The 18,979-nt window shown below is 44.6% G+C and carries 18 protein-coding genes; 4 read left to right on the top strand and 14 right to left on the bottom strand.

Translation table 11 applies throughout. From position 1 onward, the window contains the following. Positions 1-44 precede the first annotated feature (44 nt). Genes DVY93_RS04060 through DVY93_RS04050 form a run of 3 tightly spaced genes read right to left on the bottom strand, consistent with a single transcriptional unit; the run spans position 45 to position 2,931 of the window. Entirely contained in the window at positions 45-593 is a 549-nt protein-coding gene (locus tag DVY93_RS04060; RefSeq protein ID WP_198335014.1) for a DUF2127 domain-containing protein, read from the bottom strand. Further along, positions 586-1,797 carry a dihydroorotase gene (locus DVY93_RS04055; protein WP_230709239.1) on the bottom strand — a complete coding sequence of 404 codons (1,212 nt, stop codon included), beginning with the start codon at positions 1,795-1,797 and terminating at the stop codon, positions 586-588. Before DVY93_RS04055 ends, DVY93_RS04060 begins: the two co-directional genes overlap by 8 nt. A 60-nt stretch (positions 1,798-1,857) precedes the next feature. Then, the gene (locus DVY93_RS04050; protein ID WP_198335015.1) at positions 1,858-2,931 is read right to left on the bottom strand and encodes an aspartate carbamoyltransferase catalytic subunit; all 1,074 of its coding nucleotides are present in this window, start codon (positions 2,929-2,931) and stop codon (positions 1,858-1,860) included. 389 nt (positions 2,932-3,320) lie between these two features. On the opposite strand from DVY93_RS04050, the gene DVY93_RS04045 reads away from it, so the two are divergent. Both DVY93_RS04045 and DVY93_RS04040 read left to right on the top strand, forming a co-directional pair. After that, positions 3,321-4,301 (top strand): class 1 fructose-bisphosphatase, encoded by a 981-nt coding sequence (locus tag DVY93_RS04045; RefSeq protein WP_230709237.1) that lies wholly within the window; start codon positions 3,321-3,323, stop codon positions 4,299-4,301. A gap of 108 nt (positions 4,302-4,409) precedes the next feature. Then, on the top strand, positions 4,410-5,204 hold the full coding sequence (locus DVY93_RS04040; protein ID WP_230709235.1) for a TrmH family RNA methyltransferase: 795 nt from the start codon (positions 4,410-4,412) through the stop codon (positions 5,202-5,204). Positions 5,205-5,286: 82 nt separating this feature from the next. On the opposite strand, the gene DVY93_RS04035 is transcribed toward DVY93_RS04040, so the two are convergent. From DVY93_RS04035 to DVY93_RS04000, 8 genes are all read right to left on the bottom strand, one after another. Next, positions 5,287-6,219, bottom strand: coding sequence for an electron transfer flavoprotein subunit alpha/FixB family protein (locus DVY93_RS04035; RefSeq protein WP_230709233.1), 933 nt, complete (start codon positions 6,217-6,219; stop codon positions 5,287-5,289). Between the two features lie 148 nt (positions 6,220-6,367). After that, a complete protein-coding gene (locus tag DVY93_RS04030) occupies positions 6,368-7,117 on the bottom strand; it encodes an electron transfer flavoprotein subunit beta/FixA family protein (protein ID WP_193006005.1) in 750 nt (249 codons plus the stop codon). Positions 7,118-7,549: 432 nt separating this feature from the next. Further along, a complete protein-coding gene (locus DVY93_RS04025; RefSeq protein WP_198335019.1) occupies positions 7,550-8,110 on the bottom strand; it encodes a DUF421 domain-containing protein in 561 nt (186 codons plus the stop codon). Between the two features lie 253 nt (positions 8,111-8,363). After that, positions 8,364-8,576, bottom strand: coding sequence for a cold-shock protein (locus DVY93_RS04020; protein WP_057758834.1), 213 nt, complete (start codon positions 8,574-8,576; stop codon positions 8,364-8,366). Positions 8,577-8,945: 369 nt separating this feature from the next. Further along, the gene (locus tag DVY93_RS04015) at positions 8,946-9,371 is read right to left on the bottom strand and encodes a hypothetical protein (RefSeq protein WP_193006007.1); all 426 of its coding nucleotides are present in this window, start codon (positions 9,369-9,371) and stop codon (positions 8,946-8,948) included. Between the two features lie 279 nt (positions 9,372-9,650). After that, on the bottom strand, positions 9,651-10,667 hold the full coding sequence (gene ilvC, locus DVY93_RS04010) for a ketol-acid reductoisomerase (RefSeq protein ID WP_193006008.1): 1,017 nt from the start codon (positions 10,665-10,667) through the stop codon (positions 9,651-9,653). A gap of 167 nt (positions 10,668-10,834) precedes the next feature. Next, a complete protein-coding gene (ilvN, locus tag DVY93_RS04005) occupies positions 10,835-11,332 on the bottom strand; it encodes an acetolactate synthase small subunit (protein ID WP_193006009.1) in 498 nt (165 codons plus the stop codon). Next, complete coding sequence (locus tag DVY93_RS04000) at positions 11,332-13,044, bottom strand: acetolactate synthase 3 large subunit (protein ID WP_193006078.1); 1,713 nt, start codon at positions 13,042-13,044, stop codon at positions 11,332-11,334. Before DVY93_RS04000 ends, ilvN begins: the two co-directional genes overlap by 1 nt. Positions 13,045-13,924: 880 nt before the next feature. On the opposite strand from DVY93_RS04000, the gene DVY93_RS03995 reads away from it, so the two are divergent. After that, on the top strand, positions 13,925-14,419 hold the full coding sequence (locus tag DVY93_RS03995; RefSeq protein ID WP_193006010.1) for a DUF4124 domain-containing protein: 495 nt from the start codon (positions 13,925-13,927) through the stop codon (positions 14,417-14,419). A 3-nt stretch (positions 14,420-14,422) separates the two neighbouring features. Here the strand turns inward: DVY93_RS03995 and DVY93_RS03990 are convergent, their stop codons facing one another. Next, on the bottom strand, positions 14,423-16,234 hold the full coding sequence (locus DVY93_RS03990) for an NAD(P)H-hydrate dehydratase (RefSeq protein WP_230709231.1): 1,812 nt from the start codon (positions 16,232-16,234) through the stop codon (positions 14,423-14,425). A 194-nt stretch (positions 16,235-16,428) separates the two neighbouring features. Between DVY93_RS03990 and queG the strand changes: the two genes are divergently transcribed. Further along, complete coding sequence (queG, locus tag DVY93_RS03985) at positions 16,429-17,613, top strand: tRNA epoxyqueuosine(34) reductase QueG (protein ID WP_230709229.1); 1,185 nt, start codon at positions 16,429-16,431, stop codon at positions 17,611-17,613. An 83-nt stretch (positions 17,614-17,696) separates the two neighbouring features. On the opposite strand, the gene lysM is transcribed toward queG, so the two are convergent. After that, a complete protein-coding gene (lysM, locus tag DVY93_RS03980) occupies positions 17,697-18,206 on the bottom strand; it encodes a peptidoglycan-binding protein LysM (protein ID WP_230709227.1) in 510 nt (169 codons plus the stop codon). 290 nt (positions 18,207-18,496) lie between these two features. Beyond that, positions 18,497-18,733 (bottom strand): acyl carrier protein, encoded by a 237-nt coding sequence (acpP, locus tag DVY93_RS03975; RefSeq protein WP_057758815.1) that lies wholly within the window; start codon positions 18,731-18,733, stop codon positions 18,497-18,499. Positions 18,734-18,979 lie beyond the last annotated feature (246 nt).

Raw genomic sequence — 18,979 nt, 5'->3', positions numbered from 1 at the left:
TTAGGCGGGCTTTATCAGTTAATTTAACCACGTGTAGCATAATTTTATATCAAGCCCTTGCGCTTCATATTACGATAAACCACGATAACAATTAAAATATTTGAGACCAAAATACCAAGCTTAAACCAATCAAACGGGCTAACTAGCAAGTAATAAAGCTCAATGGGAATAAATATCCCATAGCCAAGTACCCCAAACCAATACGCCCACGTTTTGTCTTGCCATAAGCCATAAGCTTCAAGAAAACGTAAGCTGGCATAAGCAAAAATCAGCAATAAAAATAGCGACCAATTTTTGCTTGCCTGCTGAGCAATACGTACCGCGCTATCAATCTGCGGGGCCAGCAAATAACCAAAGCTTTGTTGCCAAGAAGCCGTCACAGTCGACAGCCAATGCTCAAGATTGCCATGCCACGTCCATAACGCCGCCGCCCCTAACAGCGCACCCACCCCCTTAACCACTTCATAGATGGCCACCGCCTTGATGGACTCACTAGAAGTGCTACGCGGGCTTTCCTGCTGGCGACGTAACGTAGGCTCATTATCCTTCGAGGATGGCAGCAGATTGTCATCCTGTTGGGGGAGATTAGCCAAAGAACGTCTCCACAACACGGCCTTGTAGTTGCTGATTAAAAAACGGCGTGTTTTTGCCGTTTGATAGCATGGTTTGCGCCGTCACCTGCCATTCAAGATTGGGGTCGACCAACACAGCACCACCGATGTTTTCATATTGCTCACTAATACCTGCTATTTTTGCAGGGTTGAGACAAATTTTCTCCACCAGTTGCTCTAAGGTTAATACCTCATCATGCACCAACTGACACGCCAACGCCATAAAGGTATCAAAATTTGAGATACCTGGGGTACTCTCAGCAAACGGGGCTTTTTTGGCGGTACTGTTTAGTGGTTCATGATGGCTGCAAATTGCATCAATGGTGCCATCTTTTAGCCCACGGCGTATTGCCTGCTGGTCGGTGTTACTACGCAAAGGGGGTAGTACATAGGCTTGAGCGTTAAAGCCTTCTAAATTATCATCTGTCAAATACAGCTGATGCATCGCCACATCACAAGTCACTGGTAAGCCTTTATCTTTTGCCCAGCGCATCAACTCTATTGAAGATTTACAAGACAGTTGGCTAAAATGAGCGGCGATCCCTGTTTCTTCAACCATGAGTAATTGGGTGGACAAAGCAACTGTCTCAGCAATCCATGGAATACCTTGTAGACCGTGATATGAAGCGATATACCCTTCATGGGCGACCCCATCTCCAGACAAACTGGCCTCATCCGGGTAAAAGAATACTTTCATGCCAAAAGTCGCCGCGTACTCCAACGTACGTAGTAACACCAAGTCATTGCGAAAAGGTCGACGAGCGTTAGAGACTGCAATACAGCCACCTTTTTTTAAACCGGCGATGTTGGATGGGCGCTCACCTTCTAGCCCAGCAGTCAATGCGCCTAAAATATGCAAATAAATCCCGCCATCATCAAGCGCGCGCTCACGCAAGCCTTTGAGTAGCGAGCCGTTTTCTAAGATAGGATTGGTATCTGGGGGAATCACCACATGCAAAAAACCATTGCTGCGGGCAGCACGTCCCTCAGACTCTAGTGTGCCATGTTGCTGTTGGCCTGGCTCACGCAGGCGTGCACACAAGTCAACCAATGGTGGCAGCAGCCACATTTCACGCCCTGCTTCAAGGGCGGCCAGCTTGTCAGTTACTGTACTGGGTAATGCGTTTTTAATGGTGTCAGGAAGATGGTCACGTATCGGTGCATCAGTGTTAAGCATAATAGACATGAGCGTTATTACCGTATCAATAAAATGAGTTAAATAAGAATGAAATAGCGCGGCAGAATACTATTTGCCAGCCGCTTGATGAGCACGTTGCCCTTCCATCGCAAGTGACAAAACAGCCATGCGAATAGCAATACCGTTATTCACCTGCTTTAAGATGACGGACTGTGCGCCATCAGCGACACTAGAAGCAATCTCAACCCCGCGATTCATCGGTCCTGGATGCATTACCAGCGCATCCGGTTTGGCCAGCGCCACTCGCTCTGGCGTAATACCGTAGTGTTTGTAATATTCACTCGATGAAGCCAGTAATGGCGAGCCGATACGTTCGTTTTGAATCCTCAAACCCATAATAACATCGCAGTCAGTGACGCACTCATTCATGTTTTCATAAACTTGCACCCCATAACGCTCTATTCCTTTAGGCAACAAGGTACGTGGCGCGCAGACGCGGATATCCTTGACCCCTAAGGTTTGCAGCGCACTGATATCAGAGCGCGCGACGCGTGAATGCTTAATATCCCCCACGATAGCGACCGACAACGCTTCAAATGGGCGCGGTGCCTCACGGTGGATGGTAAGCATATCAAGCATCCCTTGCGTCGGATGCGCATGCCACCCATCACCCCCATTAATGATGGCAATGTCAGGGGTCACTTCTGTGGCCATAAAATGGGCGGCACCTGATGCTGAATGTCGCACCACAAAGATATCTGCCGTCATCGCTTGCAGATTCCACAGCGTATCACGTAGGCTCTCACCTTTTTTAGTACTGGAGCGTTCGATATCGATATTTAGCACGTTGGCACCCAGACGCTTTTCGGCGACTTCAAAGGTGGTACGCGTCCGAGTCGACGGCTCAAAAAACAAATTCATGACCGTACAGCCATCCAGCTCAGGACGGTTGATCAGTTGTCCGTTTTCATCAAAGAACGTCTCTGCTTTGGCAATAATCGCTTGCAACTGTGCTTTGTTTAGACCTTCGATGCCCAAAAAGTGGCGAATGCTACCATCGGTGTTGAGCTGGGGGCGACTTAGTGAGGTATTGAGCCGTTGGTGAATCGTATCGGGATCAAATTTTGCATAATCAGTCGGCGAGACCGTATGTATTGAGCTGCTATCGATAGAATTTGACATAATGGCAAGTCTTTATTGTGGGTTTGTATGGGTCTATAGTAATCATTTATTTGTCTTTGTTCGAGCATTTATGTGTTGATGTACACAGACACGAGGACATTTTGACGCTTATTTGCTACAATTTACCGTAATAAAACCAGCCCTGTCACCTAAACTGAGTCGCCCTGTTAGGCAATGCCAATCAGTCTTTAGCATCCATCATAAAAAATAAGCACGTCAAAACTATAAATGAATAACAATAGATATAGTGTAGCTGATTTTGTGGTCGGGACAAAGATACCGTATAGGCAATTTATTCCATTGCTCATTTAAGGTGTGCTTAGGGCGACTACGCCTATTCTCCAATTTTCATCTGTCTTTTACTGTCCAGACCATTTATAGGAAGCGTTATGACGACCTTAGCAAACTATCTCAACGAACAGGCGGTCAGCCCTGCCCTTAACGACGTAATTACTACCGTCACTGACGTTGGTAAGACCATCTCACAGTTACTAAGAAAAGGGGCGTTAGCCGATATTTTAGGCGAAGCTGGCAATCAAAACGTCCAAGGTGAAGATCAAAAAAAGCTGGACGTACTTGCCAATGACTTATTGTTAGATGCCTTAGCAAAAAACGCACATTGTGCCGGTGTGGCGTCAGAAGAGCTAGATGATGCCACCCCCGCTCATGCTGACGGCAGTCTATTGGTATTGTTTGACCCACTGGATGGTTCATCAAATATCGACATCAATATGGCAGTGGGTACTATCTTCTCTGTTCTACCGTACCAACGTCAAGGACAAACAAGTGAGAATAGTGACTTCTTGCAAGCGGGTAGTCAGCAGCTAGCAGCTGGTTACTTATTATATGGCACCTCTACCGTACTGGCGCTGACCATCACAGACAACGTGGTCATGTTCAGCTTAGACCCAGAGACGAATGATTATGTGCTCATAGAAGACAACGTCCAAATCGATGCCGATACGAGTGAGTATGCCATCAACGCCTCAAACTATCGCTACTGGCGCGCACCCATGCAACAGTATATCGACGAGCTCATCGCGGGCGAAACAGGCGTGCGTGGTCGCGACTTCAATACACGCTGGGTTGCTGCCATGGTTGGAGACGTTCATCGTATCTTATGTCGCGGTGGCCTCTTTACGTATCCGTTTGATACTAAGTACGCTCATAAAGCGGGTAAGTTACGTTTGATGTATGAAGCCAATCCGATGAGCCTGCTGATTGAGCGCGCGGGCGGCGGTGCCACTGACGCCGTCAATCGTATCTTAGATATCGAACCAACTGACATTCATCAACGCGTTCCTGTAGTGCTCGGTAGCAAAAACGAAGTCAACTACATCAAAGATTTGCATGTAAACTATTCTGAATAAACAGCTGATTTGAACGCCCATTCAGAAAACCGGCATCATGCTACATAAATAATAAGCATGATGCTGGTTCACCAACCCACTCTATCCCTCTTCTCTAAGCGATCCACTATGGTATTAAATCCCACCGAGCTGATTACCTCAGATAAGAACACGACCGTTAAGCTCGTAAAGGCGCTGTTGGCCCAAGCACGCCAGCGTAAAAAGCATGGTCAGACAGTCGTAGAAGGTGTACACCTGATAGACGCGGCGCTGCGTAGTGACTATCCATTTGTGCAAATACTATTGTCTGAATCGGCGCGTCGCCACCCTGAGGTTCAGCAAATTTTGACTCGCCTGCCGACCTATACGCCTGTTCTCACGCTCTCAGACACCCTTTATGAGAGTATTCGCAGCTTAGGGACAGGCATCGATGTCATGGCAGTTATCAAAGTACCAACGCCTAGCTTGCCAATGATCGATGAAGACTGCTTGATCTTAAATGATGTGCAAGATAGCGGTAATGTCGGCACCTTACTACGCACAGCAGCAGCCGTTGGTATCCGCAATATTTTATGTACCAGTGCGACAGCTCAAGCTTGGTCTCCTAAGACGCTAAGAGCCGGTATGGGCGCGCAGTTTGCGCTAACTATTTTTGAGGGCTTGAGTACGCAAGACATTCTAGATCATGTGCAAGTCCCCCTCTTAGCGACCAGTTCACACACTGATACCTTGATTTATGATCACAATCTATCTACCCCTGTGGCGTGGATTATGGGTCATGAAGGACAAGGCGTCTGTGACGACTTGATGCAGTGTGCCACGCCCATCGCTTTACCGCAGCCTAACGGACAAGAGAGTCTAAACGTAGCAATTGCAGGGGCTTTATGCCTGTATGAAACCTTACGACAAAGACAGTACTCTTAGCTCATATCAAAATCACATGACATAAAAAAAACCCACTATCAACTGATAATGGGTTTTTTATACTGCTATCACGACTGAGATATTAAACCTTGCTGGTTAGCTCAGGTAGTGCGTCGAATAAATCTGCTTCTAGGAAATAATCAGCCACGCTAGCGATAGGGGCTTCTGGGTCGTTGTTGATAGCAACAATGACTTTAGAGTCTTTCATACCCGCTAGATGCTGAATCGCACCTGAGATACCAGCCGCGATATATAGCTGCGGTGCAACGATTTTACCCGTTTGACCGACCTGCATATCGTTTGGTACATAACCTGCGTCAACAGCGGCACGTGATGCACCAACCGCAGCGCCTAGCTTATCAGCCAATGGTTCGATATATTTGGTGAAGTTCTCACCATTTGCCAAGGCACGACCACCAGAAACAACAATGCCTGCTGATGTTAATTCTGGACGGTCAGATTTGGCCATCTCTTCATTAACAAAGCTTGCTTTACCCGTTTCTTGTACGTTGTCGATTGTTTCAACAGTGGCTGAACCGCCTTCGCTTGCAACTGGATCAAATGCCGTGGTACGTACGGTCAATACGACTTTATCTTCTGACGTTTTTACGGTTGCCGTCGCGTTACCTGCATAGATAGGACGCTCAAACGTTTGGGCATCGACCACACCAGAGACCTCTGACAACATGCTGACGTCAAGCAAAGCTGCAACACGTGGCATAAAGTTCTTACCAGTGGTCGTTGCAGCCGCGATGATGTGGCTGTAATCGCTAGCAACATCAGCCACCAACAATGCGACGTTACCGGCCAATTGATGCTCATAAGCGGCATTGTCTGCCAATAGCACTTTAGTCACGCCTTCCGCTTTTGCAGCTTCATCAGCGACCGCTTGAGCACCACTACCTGCAACCAACACATGGATATCATCACCCATTTGCTTAGCAGCAGCGATCGTGTTCAAAGTTGCCTTTTTTAGACTGGCATTGTCATGTTCTGCATATACCAAAATAGCCATGGTTTTAATCCTTTATTTATTCGTATTATCTATTCATGCGGTTGTTTGTGTACAAAGTCATTGATACGGATCGTTTGGACCTACACCCAACCCAGCGTCATAACTTTGCACATGATATGCCGTAGCGAAGTATCCAATCATTGAAATATTAAATGACTTTTGCTTCGTTTTTTAGCTTATCGACCAACTCATCAACTGACCCTACTGTAATACCAGCTTTGCGTTCAGCAGGTGGCACGACTTTAATAATCTCTTGCTTAGACGCCATCTCAACACCAAAATCAGCTGGCGTTTTTTCATCAAGTGGCTTCTTCTTCGCTTTCATGATGTTAGGCAGTTTAGCGTAACGTGGCTCATTCAAACGTAGGTCAGTCGTGATGACCGCTGGCAAGTCAAGAGCAACAGTTTGTAGGCCGCCGTCGATTTCACGCGTCACGTTTACTTTGTCGCCTTCAACCTTCACTTCTGAGGCAAACGTACCCTGACCGATACCCATCAACGCCGCTAGCATCTGACCCGTTTGGTTATTGTCATCGTCAATCGCTTGCTTACCGAGCAAAATGATGTCAGTGCTTTCGGTTTCAGCGATATTTTTTAGAATCTTAGCAACTTGTAATGGATATGGTTTTTCGTCACTCACTACTAATATGCCACGGTCAGCACCCAATGCTAGGGCTGCACGGATCTGCTCTTGTGATTCTTTTGGACCGATAGACGCAACAATGATCTCATCAATCACGCCAGCTTCTTTTAGACGCACCGCTTCTTCTACTGCGATTTCATCAAAAGGGTTGATTGACATTTTAGTGTTTGATAAGTCAACGCCAGAGTTATCGGCTTTTACACGAACTTTTACGTTATAATCAATGACACGCTTGACCGCTACTAATGCTTTCATACGTTCCTCGTTTATTAATGTTATGAATTAAAAATTGTCAGTTAAGAACCAAAGGTTCATGGTTTTGCAAACTGTCGTTCAAAGTACTACTCAAGGTTATTACTGCAACAGCAGAAAATCATTAATTGAGCAAGATGCACCAATAGTAAAAACCGTATTGGCCTCATATCCCCTTTTAATAAAATCCACTAAAGCTAAGCCAACCGTTATTATCAGACCTATGTATCTTGCGTGAGCACGGGCCTAAGGTCAAGACAACGCCGTGAATAATGCGTCATAAATTTGTCACCACTCTACAATATATAGTCTATAAGCACACAATTTCACCGTTTTTTGCTAGAGCTTTGTCTTTTATAGCATTACCCCTGCTCTATTCACTTAATAATTTGTTGTTATTTATCGGCTGCACAATATAGGCACACTAGGACAGTACTACGATGCGCTTTTTTTAGGCTTAATCAGCAACTCACTGTCCCGTATATCATTGAATAACGTCCAATCAGGCGTGACGTCATTGTTTTTAATCACGCTCATGTCACCTGTCGTCTCCATGATAACGGCAAACACTTCTGTTTTAGACTTAAGACCATTTTTACGCAATACTTCTTGGACATCACTGGTGCTGAGATTGGCTTCTTTTAAATTATCCTCAAAATACTCACCGTGGGCCATTAATATGATGGCCTGATTGTCTATTAAAGATTTCAGCGGTTTTATTTTACGTCTGAGCACCGAGATAACACCTTGAATCAAGAATAACACAGCAACAGCAAATAAACCTTGTAGCAGCGACGGGGTATCAGAGAGTACGGTTGAAGCAAGTATGCTACCAATGGCAACTGTCATTGCAAAATCGTGGCTTGAAAGCTTAGAAAAACTCCGCAGCCCCATCACCCGCGTGCACAGCATTAATCCTATATAAAATCCTAGTGCAGATAAAGAGATGCCCAGCACTTGCTGCCAATCAATCGAAAACCAAGTCTCCCACTTCATAGAATATCCTTTTTTATTATGTTTTTATTGAGCCGACACTCATTGTTACCTGATGACACTCGTGGCCATAATCAACACTGGAGTAATGCTTCAAGAAAAATTTATATAAAAAAAGCAACCTGATGAGAGGTTGCTCTTTTTTAAAGTCGAAACAGTATTTTTATTGTTTTAACAAACAAAGTAATCAATGCATCTTAGCAATCTTACTGTGACTAAACACCCTGAAAGTCAGTGTGCTCAATCTCAAGTGAGATTAGATAGCTTCGATTTGCTCAGCTTGTGGGCCTTTTTTGCCATCACCTAAGATGAAAGACACTTTTTGGCCTTCGGCTAGCGTTTTGAAACCGTTACCTTGGATAGCGCTGTAGTGAGCGAATACGTCTTGTCCGCCGTTGTCTTGAGCGATAAAACCAAAACCTTTAGCTTCATTAAACCACTTTACAGTGCCTTCAACTTTATCTGACATAAATTTTCCTGACTCTTTAACTGTTGGCGAGACTTGTGTCATCACCGATTAATTGATATATACCCGAGTATTTTTTGCTAAAAGCGGCGGTTACTAATTCTAAATAATCTTATAAGAAAACTTAAAAAGTTTACCTCAAATACTTTGAGTACAGCCTGATTATAACAGTTTTCCATGCAGGTAACAGGCTAAATTGATGATTTTTGTAAATAATTGCCAACTATCTTGACAAATAAAAACAGAGTAGCAAAACCATGTATATCATTGATATTAAAATAACTTTTCGGTGAGCCCCATCACTACTCTAAAGCGCCCTCTAAGATCAACCAGACAAGAAGGAGGACGCTAGGTTAAAACAGCAGTCATTTCCTACTGTGAAATCGGCAACCAGGGTGAGGCTAACACCAACAAACAAAGCGCAAAAAATATCAGTGAAAACGATTGGCTATAAGCGATGTATTTGGTGGGTATCACCAAATCTTTAGGAGAATCCGGTATGCCTTTACGTTTTAACAGCCGCGTTCCATAAACCCAGCCGAAAGTGGTATAGATACCATAGGCCGCAGGTACGGCGATGGCCAATGGCGTCAGATCAATCACATACAACATGACGACAGAAACAAAGAACCATGAGGTGTCTAAGAGAGAGCTGATTTGAAAAAACTTGGATTTGGGCAATTTGCCATCCGTTTTTTTAAGCATCTCTCCTTCTATCCAAATTAAAACGGCTACCACAGCACTAAGAGTAACATACACGAATTGCGGCGTTAGCCAGTCAGGATAAGATATTTGCACAACACACAACCTGTAATCTAGAGAAAATAAGAAAGAAGAAATCTTTTGCTTTATTTAACAGCCCAACGTCAAATGAAGATAATAATTACCTAAATGGGTCGGCCGTTAACGAACACAATGACGCTTGCCTACATTGGGTAGCTGTTATTGATTTTCAACCCACCTAGGCCGATCAGTGTAAAACATCCACCAAATAGCGCTCAATAAAAACCCCGTGCCATCAAGTGATAGCACGGGGGTTTATATTGAGGTACGAATATCTAATCGCTCAATGCTATATTAGTTTTTGTCTTTATCGATAATTTTGTTGCCGCCAATCCAAGGCATCATACCGCGCAATTTAGCACCAGTCACTTCAATTTGATGCTCAGCGTTGTTGCGGCGACGAGCAGTCATTGATGGGTAGTTGGTTGCCCCTTCAGAGATGAACATTTTTGCGTATTCACCAGACTGAATGCGTTTTAGCGCATTACGCATGGCTTCGCGTGACTGCTCATTGATGACTTCAGGACCAGTCACATATTCGCCGTATTCAGCGTTGTTACTGATTGAGTAGTTCATGTCAGCGATACCGCCTTCATACATCAAGTCAACGATCAGCTTTAGCTCATGTAAGCATTCAAAATAAGCCATTTCTGGGGCATAGCCTGCTTCTGTTAGGGTTTCAAAGCCCATTTTTACCAGTTCTACAGCGCCGCCACAAAGCACTGCTTGCTCACCAAACAAGTCAGTTTCTGTCTCATCTTTGAACGTTGTTTCAATAATGCCTGAACGACCACCACCAACACCAGCGGCATAAGAAAGCGCGACTTGTTTGGCTTGACCTGAGGCATCTTGATAGATAGCGATAAGGTCAGGAATACCGCCGCCTTTTGTGAATTCAGAGCGTACTGTATGGCCTGGTGCTTTTGGTGCAACCATGATGACATCAAGATCGCCACGTGGAACCACTTGGTTATAATGAATCGCAAAACCATGAGCAAACGCTAATGTTGCGCCTTCTTTGATATTTGGCTCAATCACGTCACTGTAAAGCTCTTTTTGGAACTCATCAGGCGTCAAAATCATCACCACGTCAGCCGCTTTTACCGCGTCTTCTACTTCAGCAACTTTCAAGCCAGCGTTTTCCGCTTTTTTCCATGAGCTTGAGTTGGCACGTAGGCCAACAGTCACGTCGACGTCTGAATCTTGTAGGTTAAGTGCGTGCGCGTGGCCTTGTGAACCGTAACCAATAATCGCAACCTTTTTGCCTTGGATAATCGATAGATCACAGTCTTTATCATAATAAACGTTCATAAGTAGAGTCCTTTTCCTCAATCATGGCAAGCCATGGATAAATAAACGCTTAGGTTACAGTCACTGTCTTAAAGTGAGTTGCTATATAAGCGCTATGTTAAGTGTCGAATAAATAAGTATTAAATGGAGTGTATGAAACACCGTATTTGAAAAACAGTAAATGCTGGTTATACGCTTAGCGTTTTTTCGCCGCGAGCAATACCAATGACACCCGAGCGTACCACTTCCATTATGCGTTCGCGGCCAATGACATCAATAAAACCGTCCAGCTTGGCTTTGTCACCGACAATTTGAATCGTATAAAGATTAGAGTTTACATCAACGATTTGTGCGCGAAAAATATCTGCACTTCGTTTAATCTCTTCACGGACACCGCCAGTCGCTCGGACTTTTATGAGCATTAATTCGCGCTCAACGTGCACGTTCTCTGTTAGATTTAGCACTTTAACCACTTCAATCAATTTATGCAATTGTTTGGTGATTTGCTCGATTCTTTCAGGCGACGTAATGGTGGTTACTGTTAAACGCGAGATACTTGGATCATCAGTGGGTGCGACATTTAGCGTTTCGATATTGTAGCCACGCTGTGAGAACAAGCCGACTAGCCGCGACAACGAACCCGCTTCGTTTTCCATCAGTACCGAAATCAGATGTTGTTGTTGCATTAGGTACGCTCCCCTTTTGTTAACCACATATCACGCATCGTCTGCCCAGCGATTTGCATCGGATACACATGCTCATTACGATCGACATAAACGTCGATAAATACCAGTCTGTCTTTGATTGCCATGGCTTCAGCCAACTGTGCTTCCATGGTTGCAGGATCAGTAATTTTGACACCAACATGCCCATAGCTTTCAGCCAATTTTACAAAATCTGGCAAAGAGTTCATGTACGACTGCGCGTGACGGCCTTCATATAGCATGTCTTGCCACTGCTTCACCATCCCTAGCTGGGCGTTATTTAAATTTAATATTTTGACCGGCAAGTTGTACTGTAGGCAAGTGGATAGCTCTTGAATGTTCATCTGAATAGAGCCTTCACCAGTAATACACACCACATCACGCTCAGGGTTGGCAAGCTTCGCTGCCATGGCATATGGCAGACCAACGCCCATCGTCCCAAGACCACCTGAGTTTAGCCACTGACGAGGCTCATCGTACGTATAGTAGAGAGCGGCAAACATCTGATGCTGGCCGACGTCACTCGTGATAATGGCTTTGCCATCAGTAACCTTACACAAGGCTTGTACGACACTTTGCGGTTTAATGCCTTCATCTGTGCTGGTGTCATAGCGCAGGCCATGGCGCTTACGCCACTCATTAATCTGTGACCACCAGTCTAACAGGGCATGCTGCTCAAGCTCTTTATCATCACCGATAATGTCTAACATGTCAGTCAATACTGATTTTACATCGCCCACAATAGGAATATGAGCAAGAATCGTTTTAGAAATCGAAGCCGGGTCGATATCGATATGGATAATCGTCGCATTCGGGCAGAATTTTTTGACATTGTTGGTCACGCGATCATCAAAACGCGCGCCCACTGCCAAAATCACGTCGGCATGATGCATACTCATATTGGCTTCATAAGTGCCGTGCATGCCCAGCATACCTAAGAACTGACGATCAGAACCTGGGAATGTGCCAAGGCCCATCAACGTGTTGGTCACAGGCAAGTTTAAGCGATGAGCAAGATCCGTGAGCTCTTCATGCGCCTTGCTCCAAATCACACCGCCACCCGCATAAACAACCGGACGCTGCGCAGACAATAACGTCTCAACTGCTTTTTTGATTTGACCCGTGTGACCTTTTAGTGACGGCTGATAAGAGCGTATGAATACCTCTTCTGGATACTCATAAGCAAATTTTTCGCTCGGGGCGGTCATGTCTTTTGGTACGTCAATGACGACTGGGCCTGGGCGTCCAGACTGTGCAATATGAAAGGCTTTTTTGACGATGCTTGGAATTTCACTAGCGTGGCGCACCTGAAAGCTGTGCTTGACGATAGGACGCGATACACCGACCATATCTGTTTCTTGAAAAGCATCTTCACCGATTAAGCTGCTAGGCACCTGACCTGATATCACGACCATCGGTACTGAGTCCATAAAGGCAGTTGCAATAGCAGTTACCGTATTGGTCGCGCCAGGACCTGACGTTGCCAACACGACACCCGTGCTCCCAGTCACTCGTGAATAGGCATCTGCCATATGACCCGCTGCTTGCTCATGACGCACTAAGATATGCTCAATCGCTTCTTGCTGAAACAGCGCATCATAAATGTGCAATACCGCACCACCTGGATAACCAAAGATATACTTGACACCTTCGTCAGTCAGCGCTTGTACCAGCATCTCAGCACCGGACAACATCACAGGCTGAGTGCTACCTTCTGCAAGGCGTTGCTGCTTTTCTTCAAAATTTTTGGCGGCATTACCCGTTTGGGTGTGTCCAGTCATATTTGGACTTTGCGTGGTTTGCGTCACTGTCGTCACCTTTTTTCAAGAATGTGTGCCCGCTATATTTCTCAGTCATACTGTTTGATAAGACAGCATACTGCTCAAACATAGCAATATATTTAGGGTCAGCTTTGCGACAGGCGTTTACTATATACAGTGACAAGATGCGAGTGCATCTGTAAAAGAAGCTTATTATTGAGGATTGCCAACAGCCAGCATTTATAACGGATTGATTTATACAAAGACACCCATATAGACAAATAAAGTAATTTTCATAGCCAATACTGCGTTGTAAGATCGCTAGATTTTACAATAAGGTCATTAAAAATAATTTCATATCTAAATATTTGGCCTGTTGAACACAATCGCTAGTATAAGATTTAGCGCGTTTCAAATAATAAGTTTATCTTAGTCATTGTAGACAGATAAGTCCGGAGACAATGTATAAACGTATCAGTAGCAATCGTGCTGATTATTACCTTTTTTATAGCATTGTCACAAAGAAAACAAAACTGCATAAGTCACTGATAAGTAACCCGTAGTCCATATTTTCAAGTGCCACGGCAATATCATAAAAGCCGCTCACTGACCAATCAACTGTTATTATATTCGATGGTTTGTGAGCTATTGTCAAGAAAAACTTCTAACACCCATACCAAACTATTGGTTATCAAACGTTTTAAATTCATAAGTATTATTTGTTAAAATCAAACCCTCGTAAATTTTAGTGCCATTAAAACACGCAAATGTTATATTGACCTGTCTGCTTCTACCAATTGAGAGGATCGCTTCTATGGCATATGCCATTCAGATAAACACCGCCGCCAAAATGCTTATCAGTACGGCGTGTATGCTAGTGCTATCCATGAATGCCAGTCAGGCCGTTCAAGTGTATAAGTCTATCGGTGCGCACGGTGAAGTTAAATACAGCCAACATGCCCCGCAAAATGGCAAAAATGTTGAGTTACTCGAATTTCGCAGTGACGGTAGACAAAGCAATGCAGGAGAGATGGCAGGCAAAACAGATGCCAATCAGGGCAGCACACAAAGTGCAGAAGAACAGCGAGTTGCCCAGCTAGAGGCGCGTATTAAAGAGCAAGAAGCTCAAGCTAATGCCCAGCGCTGCCAGTCACTACGCAATAACTTGACCAACTTAAATGTCGGCGGACGTATCTATGAGATGGATGCCAATGGCAATCGTCAGTATTTGGACGGCCGTGAAATTGAGCTAAAACGTGAGCGCGTCCAACAGGCGATCGATCAGTATTGTGGCAACGCTACTACCTAAATGTTAGGCATGGACGCCAAGCTGCATAACATGACGAATGGCTGCAGGCATGTCTTGCGCTTGTAGCCCTCGTTGACCAATCAGTAGCGTGTCCTTGTCGCCACTCTTTGTCTGGTTAGCCAGTATATCCCCTGCTATCCCATGTATCATGGCCGCTTGGTGCAGGCTGCGCGCTTCTGTTTCTAAGTCTTGTTGTGCTAACAACCCAGCAATGACGCCAGACAGCACATCGCCCATACCAGCCGTTGCCATACCAGCATTCCCGGCCCCGCAAACATAAACCTGCTCTCGCGCTGAGCCCTGCTCTAACACCAAAGAACCGGCGCCTTTTAGTACCCAGTCACCGCCATAAGTCTCCGCACACTGCTTTATAGCGGCCAATCTATCACTTTCTACCTCATGCACTTTTTTATCCAGTAATCTAGCAGCTTCCCCACTGTGCGGTGTCAAACAAATCTGATGACCAACACTATATTGTCTTAATTGAGTTATAAGTTCATGATTGTCCGTCTGTAGCGTCGCCAAATGATACAGACCATCCGCATCGATAACGATGGATTTCTCCTCCACTATGGCCGCTTGTACATAATTTATAAACAGGGCTTCTGCTTTTTTATCACGGCCCAGACCCATGCCAATGGCAATCACACTGGCGTCTTTAATCAAACCCTTTACCCCGTCGCTATCATGTAGATTGATCGTCATCGCATCGGGCAATGAGGTTAGTAGCGCCCCATGAAAAGCCTCATGGCAGGCCACTGTGATTTTCCCCGCCCCTGTTGCCATGGTGCTGGACGAAGACAGTATCGCAGCCCCGCCCATGCCTTGTGAGCCATCAACACGATTACCCCCGATAATCAGTACGTGTCCATAACTGCCCTTATAGCTATTTTGGCGGCGTGCAGTGAATCCCCGTGCAGCTGTCAGCAGTGTGGCAATGGGTGTCAACACTTGATTGGCCTGTCGACTGTTTTTTTTGTCAGCTCCTGTCTGCTGAAGGGCTGTTTGATAAGGTATCAGCGGTATATCGCGCACTTCCCCGCTATAGTCGGCCCCATCTTTGGTGTGCAGACCAAATTTTCGTGCAATCAGACACAACGTCACATCCGCTTGGATAGCTATGCGCTCGAACACCTCTCCAGTAGAAGCAACCAATCCACTTGGAACATCGACTGCGATTGCTAACGCATTGTTTTGTTGGACGGTACGATTAAAAGTGTGGATGGCCTGCTGATAGATACCTTCAGGTGCACGATCAAATCCAATACCAAATAATGCGTCGATACAGACATCCGCTGGTAAAACGCTTTCACTTAAATCGCTCTGATTGTCACTACTGTCTTCAAAGCGTTGGTGTTCACAGTTAGCAGATATAGCGATGTGTCGCGCTTTTACCGCATCGTCAGTTGTGGAAATAGCGGTATTAGACGTCTCCGTTGTGTTATTTATATCAAGCGCTTGCTTTGCAAAACCGACCGTTATCACTTTTACTTGCCAGCCAGCTTGACCCAGATAGTGAGCAATCAGCCAACCATCACCCCCGTTATTGCCCCTTCCTACCCAAACACTGGCTCGAGGCGCTCGGCTATGACTGGTGTAAAATTTACTGTTGACAGATGAGGAAGTGTTTAACTGTTTGTGTTCATAAATTTGCTCTATCCGTTGCGCCATTTGCCAAGCCGCTTGTTTCATCAACCCAAAACTGTCATGTCCCTCTGCAAACCATGCTTGCTCCATAGCATAGATCTGCTCACTACTATAGAGTGCTAACGGTTTTTTGGTTGTTGTGCATAATAAATTGGCGTGAGTTTGCATGGCTGACCCTCGTTTATTTTTATCGGTTTATTTTACATTACGGTAAAACTGACTGAATTTTTACTTTTATTAGCTTAGCAAAGCTTACTTTGTCTTGTGTATCAATATGAAGCCATGTTTATTTGCTTTTATGCTTGCGCTCTGCGCTCACTGGCTTATCATAACGGTATTCACATCATTCCTTACTGCCATACATGAATAATTCCACCAAACCGAACATAGTACACTCTGCAAACCAAATTGCCGTTAATAACAAGACAGTATTTGCAACGCCAGCAGACGTTAAGCTATGGATTAAAGCGCAAGCACAAGCGTTAGGATTTGCTGACTGTGGTTTCTTATCTGTCCATCATCCTTTGTTTGCTCAGCAGATTGTGCAATTGCAGCAATGGTTAGATAAAGGCTATGAAGGTCAATTGCAGTTCATGCACCACAACCATCATCTGCGCGCCAATCCTGCCCAGCTGGTAGAGGGCGCCAAGACTATCATCAGCGTGCGTATGGACTATCTCACCCAAGCGCCGACACCACGTACTGTTACTGACAATGATCATCCCAATCAAGGTATCATTGCGCGTTATGCCAGAGGGCGCGATTATCATAAAACAATGCGCAGTCGTCTAAAAAAATTGGCATTAACGATTGAAGCCATGCTGTCTGACTGGCAACACCTTAACATTGGCTCAGAACAAGACTTTATTTTCAGACCCTTTAGCGACTCTGCCCCCATTTTTGAGCGCCCTATTGCTGATGCTGCCGGTCTGGGCTGGACAGGAAAGCACACCCTACTACTCAACAAGCAAGCGGGGTCATTTTTCGTCCTAGGTGAACTATTTATCAGCCTCGAGTTGCCTGATGACACACCTGTCAAAGCGCACTGTGGCAGTTGTAGCGCATGTATCGATATCTGCCCTACTCAGGCGATTGTTGCCCCTTATGAGCTCAATGCCGCAGCCTGCATCTCTTATCTTACGATTGAACACGATGGCGTTATCGATACTAAATATCGACGCGCGATTGGCAATCGTGTCTTTGGCTGTGACGACTGCCAGCTTATCTGCCCATGGAACCGTTACGCCAACCTTACTGCCATCGATGACTTCGCCCCACGGCATAGTCTTGATAACAGCAGCTTACTTGAGCTGTGGCAATGGCAAGAAGCCGACTTTATAAAAAAGACCGAAGGCAGCCCCCTTCGACGCACAGGTTATGTGAATTTTTTACGCAATATTGCCATTGGACTAGGGAACGCTAACGCCAGTTTGGAGATCGCCAATCAGTTAGCGTCTAAACTAGGAATACACAATGACATGCTTGATGAACATATCAGGTGGGCATTAGCTGAACAATACAACAAACTCAAGAACGTCAAACTATAATTTTGTGTTTAGATAAACCAAAAAATGCCTCTTATTAAGAGGCATTTTTTATTCACGCATACATTTAGAATGTAAAAGCAATATTATGGTTTAGGAATGCGTAATACTTGACCTGGATAAATCTTATCGGGATCAGACAGCATGGGCTGATTGGCTTCAAATATTTTCATATAATCACCAGATTCACCATAAACGTCTTTGGCAATCTTAGACAAACTGTCGCCCGATTTTACAGTGTACATCGTTGATTCAGGCGCATCTTCTTCAATATCGATGTTATCAATGACTTTTGCGACATTTTGTACATTACCAATAGCGATAATGGCTTTTTCGCGATCAGCCTGAGTCTTAGCATTGCCACTGATTTCTGCGGTATCGGTAGAACCGTTATATTTAATTTTTAAGTTACTAATATTGAGGTTTTGCTGCTGGATACGGCGCAGTAAAAGATTGGCAACTGACTGGGCAGAAGGCTCGCTGCTTTGTAATGGTGTATTGGCATCTGCTTTGGTTTCTGATTTAGCATCATGCTTATCGTCATCCCGATTAAAAATTTTGTCTCCAATGTCTTTGGCAAAACTGAACATACCCATAGAGTGACTCCTTAAAATATCATTATTTTATTATTCATCATTATTTTTTAGTGGCAAACACATCTACGGTTTACCACTTATTGCGGCTTACCACTATGAGTATAAACAACAGGCATGGCGGTAGATAGTAAGAGTATGTTGTGTAATGTTGACTTGGCGTAGCTTATGTTAACGTTCAAGCTAACCCCATTCATAAACCCTATTCTGACAAACAATGAGCATAAAAAACCGCCTATCTACTAAGATAAGCGGTCATATAATAACATAAAATCGGATAAGCCAATCGCTAATTATAGCTGCGCTTGTACGTAGTCAATTGCTTTTTGAACAGTCGTTAATTCTGCTGAATCTTCATCAGGAATAGTAATGCCAAAATCGCTTTCGAATGACATAACCAATTCTACTAGGTCTAGTGAATCTGCACCTAAGTCTTCCATGAATGAAGCATCGTTGTTGATATCTTCAACGTTCATACCCAATTGCTCAGCTACTGCCGCTTTAACTCTTAGCTCGATATCGTTACTCATGTAGATTTCTCCTTTTTGATCTATTATTTTGACAAACTTCCATAGCCCTATTAACAGAGCCTATGGCATTGTTTATAAAATGGTATTTTCAGACTAGCGTCGCTGTCTAAGTGCTTTATAACGGGTTATACGTTTTGACCAATGTCTGATAAAGCCTTGCTATCATACAGGGCTTTGACATAAAAGTATTCGTCATTATAGCACCCTTTAATATAGTTTACACTCGTTCACAGAGTTTTTTATTAT

The sequence above is a fragment of the Psychrobacter sp. CCUG 69069 genome (assembly GCF_021023115.1).
In the GTDB taxonomy this organism is placed as follows: Bacteria; Pseudomonadota; Gammaproteobacteria; order Pseudomonadales; family Moraxellaceae; genus Psychrobacter; species Psychrobacter namhaensis.
This window is presented reverse-complemented; position numbering and strand designations above follow the sequence as displayed.

Excerpts from the sequence above, each read along its gene's own strand:
- DVY93_RS04055 (WP_230709239.1), bottom strand. The coding sequence starts at position 1,797 with ATGTCTATTATGCTTAACACTGATGCACCGATACGTGACCATCTTCCT.
- DVY93_RS04050 (WP_198335015.1), bottom strand. The coding sequence starts at position 2,931 with ATGTCAAATTCTATCGATAGCAGCTCAATACATACGGTCTCGCCGACT.
- DVY93_RS04045 (WP_230709237.1), top strand. The coding sequence starts at position 3,321 with ATGACGACCTTAGCAAACTATCTCAACGAACAGGCGGTCAGCCCTGCC.
- DVY93_RS04040 (WP_230709235.1), top strand. The coding sequence starts at position 4,410 with ATGGTATTAAATCCCACCGAGCTGATTACCTCAGATAAGAACACGACC.
- DVY93_RS04035 (WP_230709233.1), bottom strand. The coding sequence starts at position 6,219 with ATGGCTATTTTGGTATATGCAGAACATGACAATGCCAGTCTAAAAAAG.
- DVY93_RS04030 (WP_193006005.1), bottom strand. The coding sequence starts at position 7,117 with ATGAAAGCATTAGTAGCGGTCAAGCGTGTCATTGATTATAACGTAAAA.
- DVY93_RS04025 (WP_198335019.1), bottom strand. The coding sequence starts at position 8,110 with ATGAAGTGGGAGACTTGGTTTTCGATTGATTGGCAGCAAGTGCTGGGC.
- DVY93_RS04020 (WP_057758834.1), bottom strand. The coding sequence starts at position 8,576 with ATGTCAGATAAAGTTGAAGGCACTGTAAAGTGGTTTAATGAAGCTAAA.
- ilvC (WP_193006008.1), bottom strand. The coding sequence starts at position 10,667 with ATGAACGTTTATTATGATAAAGACTGTGATCTATCGATTATCCAAGGC.
- ilvN (WP_193006009.1), bottom strand. The coding sequence starts at position 11,332 with ATGCAACAACAACATCTGATTTCGGTACTGATGGAAAACGAAGCGGGT.
- DVY93_RS04000 (WP_193006078.1), bottom strand. The coding sequence starts at position 13,044 with ATGTTGTCCGGTGCTGAGATGCTGGTACAAGCGCTGACTGACGAAGGT.
- DVY93_RS03995 (WP_193006010.1), top strand. The coding sequence starts at position 13,925 with ATGGCATATGCCATTCAGATAAACACCGCCGCCAAAATGCTTATCAGT.
- DVY93_RS03990 (WP_230709231.1), bottom strand. The coding sequence starts at position 16,234 with ATGCAAACTCACGCCAATTTATTATGCACAACAACCAAAAAACCGTTA.
- queG (WP_230709229.1), top strand. The coding sequence starts at position 16,429 with ATGAATAATTCCACCAAACCGAACATAGTACACTCTGCAAACCAAATT.
- lysM (WP_230709227.1), bottom strand. The coding sequence starts at position 18,206 with ATGGGTATGTTCAGTTTTGCCAAAGACATTGGAGACAAAATTTTTAAT.
- acpP (WP_057758815.1), bottom strand. The coding sequence starts at position 18,733 with ATGAGTAACGATATCGAGCTAAGAGTTAAAGCGGCAGTAGCTGAGCAA.